Source organism: Microcystis aeruginosa LEGE 91341 (genome assembly GCF_015206885.1).
In the GTDB taxonomy this organism is placed as follows: Bacteria; Cyanobacteriota; Cyanobacteriia; order Cyanobacteriales; family Microcystaceae; genus Microcystis; species Microcystis aeruginosa_H.
Window position 1 is genome coordinate 1 of record NZ_JADEXY010000196.1, and the last position, 5511, is coordinate 5511.

The 5511-nt window shown below is 43.5% G+C and carries 7 protein-coding genes and 1 pseudogene; 6 read left to right on the forward strand and 2 right to left on the reverse strand.

Translation table 11 applies throughout. From position 1 onward, the window contains the following. Window positions 1-124, reverse strand: a pseudogene (locus IQ234_RS19580) (photosystem II D2 protein (photosystem q(a) protein)); the annotation flags it as partial. Window positions 125-678: 554 nt separating this feature from the next. Here IQ234_RS19580 and IQ234_RS19585 point away from each other — a divergent pair. From IQ234_RS19585 to IQ234_RS19610, 6 genes are all read left to right on the forward strand, one after another. After that, window positions 679-1527 carry a hypothetical protein gene (locus tag IQ234_RS19585; RefSeq protein WP_193958310.1) on the forward strand — a complete coding sequence of 283 codons (849 nt, stop codon included), beginning with the start codon at window positions 679-681 and terminating at the stop codon, window positions 1525-1527. A gap of 43 nt (window positions 1528-1570) precedes the next feature. After that, entirely contained in the window at window positions 1571-1951 is a 381-nt protein-coding gene (locus IQ234_RS19590) for a hypothetical protein (protein ID WP_193958311.1), read from the forward strand. 439 nt (window positions 1952-2390) lie between these two features. Beyond that, complete coding sequence (locus IQ234_RS21415; protein WP_228008630.1) at window positions 2391-2528, forward strand: type II toxin-antitoxin system Phd/YefM family antitoxin; 138 nt, start codon at window positions 2391-2393, stop codon at window positions 2526-2528. 260 nt (window positions 2529-2788) lie between these two features. Beyond that, window positions 2789-3058 carry a hypothetical protein gene (locus IQ234_RS19600; protein ID WP_002742026.1) on the forward strand — a complete coding sequence of 90 codons (270 nt, stop codon included), beginning with the start codon at window positions 2789-2791 and terminating at the stop codon, window positions 3056-3058. A gap of 174 nt (window positions 3059-3232) precedes the next feature. Beyond that, window positions 3233-3901, forward strand: a complete 669-nt coding sequence (locus IQ234_RS19605; protein ID WP_193958312.1) for an energy-coupling factor ABC transporter ATP-binding protein — start codon at window positions 3233-3235, stop codon at window positions 3899-3901. Between the two features lie 73 nt (window positions 3902-3974). Further along, a complete protein-coding gene (locus tag IQ234_RS19610; RefSeq protein ID WP_193958313.1) occupies window positions 3975-4520 on the forward strand; it encodes an NYN domain-containing protein in 546 nt (181 codons plus the stop codon). A 143-nt stretch (window positions 4521-4663) separates the two neighbouring features. On the opposite strand, the gene sfsA is transcribed toward IQ234_RS19610, so the two are convergent. Continuing rightward, window positions 4664-5383 carry a DNA/RNA nuclease SfsA gene (gene sfsA, locus IQ234_RS19615; protein ID WP_193958314.1) on the reverse strand — a complete coding sequence of 240 codons (720 nt, stop codon included), beginning with the start codon at window positions 5381-5383 and terminating at the stop codon, window positions 4664-4666. Window positions 5384-5511: the final 128 nt, after the last annotated feature.

Genomic DNA, 5511 nt, shown 5'->3' on the forward strand with positions numbered 1-5511 from the left:
TGAAGGCGCAGGGGAAGAGTAGTAAACCAGACCAACCGATGAAGACGAAACGGTCTCTTTTGAGCCAGTCATCGAGAGCATCAAACAGCCCTCTTTCTGGGGCGCGTCCGACAGCAATGGTCATGGGGGTTTTCTCCGAAAAATATATATTATTGCTAAGATTCCGCCCTCTCTTCTCCATCTATCCGAGCAGGCCAGCAGATGTGTAGAAGAATTGTGAGAAATCTTTACTTTTCTTAACTTACACTATATTGGAAAAAATGGCCAAGATTTTTTAGGTCGATCTTAAAAAAATCTAAAATTTTTTCGGCAGACCACTTGCTTCGCGACGTTCGGACGCTCGGCGAAGCTCAGTCGAGCCATTGCGGGGGGAGACCACTTCGTGCGCGTTGCGGGGGGATTTGGGGAGATGGGGAGATATGCCACCTCAATTGCTTGGTATTGTCTTCTTCACGTCTTGAACGGAATGCTAGACCCCTCTGTGCGGTAATTATGCCCAAATTGAGGTGATTAAACCCCACAGTGCGGTATTAAGTCCTATTAAGGGGTGTTAGACCGATGGAATTGGGATACTATAATAGAGGGGGTTGCTCGATCGCAGGAGGCGGTATAATTGATGGGTATGTGGTGCGGTTATCGGTGGGGTACTAGGTTAAAGCTAATGGTGGGGAAAAGTTGATGACTAGAGGAATTGTGGAGCAGGGAAAAGTTGTTAATGTTGGAATTAATAGTTTCAAAGATCCAGCAAATTCATCAGGACTATATATATCCGCTTTTAGTCTTTACCAGACATATCGCGTTGATCGTAGTCGGGTCAAACAGATATGTGAGAGTCTTTATGAGCATTTGATTGAGCAAATAAGCAGACGTAACTTAGGAGATGCTAGGTTTCGTGTGGTTACATACAGAGAAGATTCAATGGAATTCAGTCAGATCAGTGCCAATGAATATGACAATGAAGAGCGCACATATGTTCTTATCACGCGCAATACTCTTCGTTCAACGCGGGCAACTATTTTGGTGCGCTTCCTGACCTATGGAGATAATCTTTATGTTGGTGTTGATACTTATGTGCTTGGCAAGCTAAATTTATTTGCGTTTATCCTAAAAATATTTTTAACAATTGTTATTCCTTGGCTTGCGATCGCACCTTTATCTTTCTTCCCTGGACTCAATGTACTACTCTGGCTCTTGTATCTCTGCCTTATTGCTTTCAGTTGGAGAGGGTTAATCCAGAGAATCCAGCAAGTGGGTGATTTAAGAACATCACTTCGTCTGGAATTTAATAAATCTCTAGATCTTGGTTCTTTTAACCTTGATGACGTTGTCATGTTTGTGAAAAGTACTCTACACGCCACTGTGACATCGATACGAGAGACCTTTGAAAAAGAAGGGTTACCTGTTGAATCCTTGGATGCCTTTGTGCAGAGCATTAATGTCAATAACATCAACCAAAATTTCACAGGATCGGTAGGAGGAGTAACAGCAACAGGCTCAGTCAATTTAAATACTTCAGTCCAGAAGTGATTGATAGCGATGCAAGAAAAAACTAATCGAGGTTTCAAAACTTATGGCAAAGGTTGGACAGAATTTTTACGGTCCTGTTGGTGGTGTAACTGCCAAAGGTGATGTATACGTCACGCAGACGAACCAGACTACTGAACAAAATTTTGATGTACTCTTCTCTGACTTCAAGAAGTTCATTGCTGATCTTCAAACTAAGTATCCTAGTCTTCATAACGAAGTTGATATTGCACAGATCATTGATGTAGAAGCTAAACTCATCGAAGCCAAAGACCAAAACCGTTGGCAAAACTTTCTCAATCTAAAGCGCCTTTGGAATGGTGGTAAAAAAGCCGCGCTCAAGGTCGGAGAACATTTTGTTGAGCAAAATCCGTGGGGGAAGGGAGCAATTGCTTTTCTTGAAGGCGTGAGTGAAGATCCAAAATAAAGACATAATGAAAACTAGCTTTTTTGGTTCTTCGTTACTTGGTATGGTTCGATAGGGTGGCATAAATCGACTAAATTCTTATCTGGCAAGAGACTTAATTGATTAGATTTTGTAGCGATCGCATCTGTAGGGTGCGTTCCCCGAAGCTTTTGGGTTTTGCCAACCAGATTTGGACAGAACTATAATGACAATTGTACTTAACCATGTACAACTCTGATGAGCGTCAACATTGTCAACTTTAGTGAAGCCCGAAAAAACTTTAAATCTGTAATAGATACAGTAGCCAATGATATGGCATAGAACGAGTTAGTTAGGACGCTTTCAATTTTCAAACTCTTATCGGTCAAGGGTTTCAGCGATTGATTGTCCTAACCACCCCGCTCTTTGCTATAAAAACTGTACTTTCATTGTCAGAGGAGATACAGAAGATGTTGTTATCATGTCTAAAAGTTATTATGACAGTCTGATGGAAACAGTTTATCTCTTAAAATCTCCGGCTAATGCTCAACATTTAGAAGAAGCGATCGCAGAATATCAAGCAGGTAAAACACAAGAACATGATTTAATCGATGCCTAAGTTGGCTTGGGGTAGCTGTAGGGTGCGTTCCCTGATGCAACTCCTACCGCTGCACCGATAGATTTTTGGGGAACGCACCATGCACATTCATTCAAGCAAGTGATTGCCAGCTAACAACGTCTCTGCACACCGAGTGCCGAGAGTTAATCGGTGATAGTGAACAGCAATCAGTGAACTGAAAACTCACATCTGATCTCTGACTTCTCAACCCCTGCTATACAATGGTTTTTGACTTGTTTTTTGGAAGGGAACGCTAAACTATGTATTCGATCGATATTACCCTGAAACTCTCGCCCATCCCCATTTCCGTGCAGCGCAAGGAAGAAGCAGCAGCAGACGCTTTGTATCAAACAATTACTAACGCTATGCGATCGCCCAATCCCGAATTATTAGAATTAACCTGCGAAAAACAAACCGATAAAAAGGTGGCGGTTTTGAGCGATCAGATCAGTGCGGTGATTGTGTCACAAAAATCCGGGGCTGCCTCCACTGGTAGAGCGCCGGGGTTTGTCGCTTTAGCCACAGAATAGTTCTTTAATCAGTTATCAGTGAGCAGTAAACAGTAAACAGTAATCAGTGAGCAGTAAAAAGACAGTAGGAAACTTCTATTTAATACTGCACACTTAAAAACTCAAATCTGATAACTGATAACTGATAACTGATAACTGATAACTGATAACTGATAACTGATCAAATCATAATTCATGACTATAAAAGTAAAAGATCTCTGGTTTAGCTGGCCGAATGGGAAATCAGTATTAAATGGCTGCTCTTTGCAAGTTCCCAGAGGAGAATTTTGGATGTTGTTGGGGACAAATGGCAGCGGTAAATCAACCCTGCTGCGGCTCTTAGCGGGATTATTAAAACCCAGTCGCGGGGAAATAGAGATACCTAACCCCCTCGGTTTTGTTTTTCAAAATCCCGACCATCAGTTAGTTATGCCAACAGTGGGGGCGGATGTGGCTTTTGGGTTGGTATCCGAGGGTTTATCCACGCCGGCAATTCGGGCCCGGGTGCGGGAATCCCTAGGGGCGGTGAATTTATTAGAAATGGAAAAACGACCGATCTATGCTCTCAGTGGCGGACAAAAGCAAAGAATCGCCATTGCGGGGGCTTTAGCTCGTCATTGCGAGGTTTTGCTCTTTGATGAACCCACCGCCCTTCTGGATGGGGATACTCAGTTAGAATTAGTCTCTCAAGTGCAGAACTTGGTCAAAAACCGGGGGATTACAGCCCTTTGGGTGACGCATCGCCTTGATGAATTGGATTACAGCGATGGAGCATTTTTGTTGGAGGGTGGCAAGGTAGCGGATCAGGGAAATCCCCTAGAATTAAAAGCGAGATTATTGGCAAGTGTGGCGGGAGAATCTTAAATTTTTTGTTAATATCATTAGGATGCTGTTTTTTAGAACTGCCCTTAATGCCACACAAATTACTCTCAAAGCCATGGTTAATTCTTCTGATCGTTCCCTTCTGCTGGTTGACGGCTACAACGTCATCGGCGCTTGGCCGTCCCTGAAAAAAATCAGCGATCGCCACGGTCTCGAACCAGCGCGAGACAAGTTAATTGAAACCCTAATCGGTTACACCCACCATCAGGGTTATCAAACCCAAATCGTCTTCGATTCCTACCTTCAAGACACCCCCGGCAGCCAGGAACGCTACACTAACCATTTATCGGTTTATTTTACCGCTCACGCTCAAACCGCCGACACCTATATCGAGAAAACCTGTGCCGATTTTTGGCACGATCGCGCCCCAGCTATCGGACGGATTATCGTCGCTACCTCTGATAATGCCCAAAAAATGACCGTTATGGGTTATGGGGCCCACTGGATTTCCGCTCAACGTCTGGAAATCGAGGTGGATTTAACCGGTCGTCGTCTGAGAAAATCCCAGAGTTCTTCTCAAAGTCCCAAAGGGCGTTTTTTATTCCATTCTCTCGATGCTCAGGTGCAACAGAAATTAGAGAAAATGCGCCACGGAATTTAGTTATCAAAAACCTTGACAAATTACCCCAAATATGTATCGACAAAATCCCCATTAGAGGCACAGGTAACTGTGTCTCTAAGCTTTTCAAGGTCAGTTGCGGTCTGGGGATTTTGTCAAAAGCTGGCCCCTCTAAACCACTGGTTTCACCGTTGCAATTCTGCTAAACCTAAATAATAAATTCCCGTGGGTGTCACTTGGAAGCGACAGGGTAAAACCTTGACTCCCTTAGCCACTGCTTGACGCAATAACTGCCCGTATTTAGCATCTTTACTATCCCCCGGAGCAAACCGGTCACAATCACCCCGATTGATAAAGTAGAACATAATCGCCTCCGCTGCCGGTAATAAAGCCATTAATTCGTTTAAATGCTTCTGTCCTCGCGTGGTGACAGTATCGGGAAAAAGTGCCGTTTCTCCCTGATTCCAAGTGGTATTTTTAACCTCGATATAGGTGAGGGAATTATCACCATGGGTCAAAAGAAAATCAATTCTACTGCCATTATTTTGACCGTAGGCCACTTCCGATCGCACTTCGGTGTCATTTTTGACCAAATCGGGAAAAACTCCTTGCAACAGGGCATTTTTCACCACCTGATTGGGAAGATTGGTATTAACTCCCACCCAAGTTTCCCCCAGTTGAATCATCTCCCAGGTATAAGCTAATTTTCGCTTCGGGTTATCACTACGGGAAAGATAAACCGGTTGACCCTCTACGCATACATCCGTCATCGGTCCAGTATTAGCGCAATGGGCCGTAATTAATTCTCCGTTGTCCAGTTGTATGTCGGCAAAAAAGCGTTTGTAACGTTTAATTAAAATACCCTTGACAAGAGAAGGATAAGTGTGAACCAACAAGGAAGTCATCAAATTTTCGCCAGGCTATATAAGGTAAAGAATAGCCTTTTTTTGGGAGCTTAACCTGAAAGCAGTAGATAGGGATTTGGGGAGATAGGGAGATGGGGAAATTTCAGCTAAATTCCCCACTACCCCAC

What these genes read in the sequence shown, in the direction of transcription:
- IQ234_RS19600 (WP_002742026.1), top strand. Translation starts at nt 2,789, where the DNA reads ATGTATTCGATCGATATTACCCTGAAACTCTCGCCCATCCCCATTTCC.
- sfsA (WP_193958314.1), bottom strand. Translation starts at nt 5,383, where the DNA reads ATGACTTCCTTGTTGGTTCACACTTATCCTTCTCTTGTCAAGGGTATT.
- IQ234_RS19610 (WP_193958313.1), top strand. Translation starts at nt 3,975, where the DNA reads ATGGTTAATTCTTCTGATCGTTCCCTTCTGCTGGTTGACGGCTACAAC.
- IQ234_RS21415 (WP_228008630.1), top strand. Translation starts at nt 2,391, where the DNA reads ATGTCTAAAAGTTATTATGACAGTCTGATGGAAACAGTTTATCTCTTA.
- IQ234_RS19605 (WP_193958312.1), top strand. Translation starts at nt 3,233, where the DNA reads ATGACTATAAAAGTAAAAGATCTCTGGTTTAGCTGGCCGAATGGGAAA.
- IQ234_RS19585 (WP_193958310.1), top strand. Translation starts at nt 679, where the DNA reads ATGACTAGAGGAATTGTGGAGCAGGGAAAAGTTGTTAATGTTGGAATT.
- IQ234_RS19590 (WP_193958311.1), top strand. Translation starts at nt 1,571, where the DNA reads ATGGCAAAGGTTGGACAGAATTTTTACGGTCCTGTTGGTGGTGTAACT.